The organism is Cognatundibacterium crateris (assembly GCF_010078235.1).
GTDB lineage: Bacteria > Pseudomonadota > Gammaproteobacteria > Burkholderiales > Burkholderiaceae_D > Undibacterium > Undibacterium crateris.
The window spans coordinates 1-1166 of record NZ_JAABOS010000031.1 but is presented as its reverse complement, the minus strand read 5'-3'; the positions used below and the strand labels follow the sequence as shown (position 1 = coordinate 1166).

General features: G+C 50.8%; 1 protein-coding gene. It reads right to left on the bottom strand.

Going from position 1 to position 1166, the window contains the following annotated elements; translation table 11 throughout:
- Window positions 1-1163 (bottom strand): elongation factor Tu (tuf, locus tag EYB48_RS18960; protein WP_162021936.1); only part of this gene is annotated, 1163 nt, incomplete at its 3' end.
- Window positions 1164-1166: the final 3 nt, after the last annotated feature.

Below are 1166 nucleotides of genomic sequence, written 5' to 3'. Positions count from 1 at the left end.
GCACCGACTGTACGACCACCTTCACGGATAGCGAAGCGCAAGCCTTCTTCCATCGCGATTGGGTTGATCAGTTTTACTGTGATCGATACGTTGTCACCTGGCATAACCATTTCTTTGTCTGCTGGCAACTCGATCGAACCAGTTACGTCCGTTGTACGGAAGTAGAACTGTGGACGGTAGTTGTTGAAGAATGGTGTATGACGGCCGCCTTCATCTTTCGACAGAACGTAGATCTCGCCTGTGAAATGTGCATGTGGCTTGATCGAACCTGGTTTCGCCAATACTTGACCACGCTGGATGTCTTCACGCTTAGTACCGCGCAGCAGAACACCTACGTTGTCGCCTGCCTGACCTTGGTCCAGCAGTTTGCGGAACATTTCAACGCCAGTACATGTTGTTTTGACTGTGTCTTTGATACCAACGATTTCGATCTCTTCACCGACTTTAACGATACCACGCTCAACACGGCCTGTTACCACTGTACCGCGACCAGAGATGGAGAATACGTCTTCTACTGGCAGCAGGAATGTACCGTCAACTGCGCGCTCTGGTGTAGGAATGTAGCTATCCAGTGCGTCCGCCAGTTTCATGATCGCTTCTTCGCCCAACGCGCCTTTGTCGCCTTCCAGCGCCAGTTTTGCGGAACCTTGGATGATCGGCAGATCGTCGCCTGGGAATTCGTATTTGGACAGTAATTCACGTACTTCCATTTCAACCAGTTCCAGCAACTCAGCGTCATCAACCATGTCGCATTTGTTCAGGAAAACGATGATGTATGGAACACCAACCTGGCGAGCCAACAGGATGTGCTCACGTGTTTGTGGCATAGGACCGTCTGCTGCGGAGCAAACCAGGATCGCGCCGTCCATCTGCGCTGCACCAGTGATCATGTTTTTAACATAGTCAGCATGGCCTGGGCAGTCAACGTGTGCGTAGTGACGGCTTGCTGTTTCGTATTCTACGTGAGCAGTGTTAATTGTAATACCACGTGCTTTTTCTTCTGGTGCTGCGTCGATTTCGTCGTATTTCTTCGCTTCGCCGCCGAATTTTGCGGACAGAACTGTCGCGATCGCTGCTGTCAGTGTAGTTTTACCGTGATCAACGTGACCAATTGTACCGACGTTCACGTGCGGCTTGGTGCGTTCGAACTTACCTTTTGCCATTTT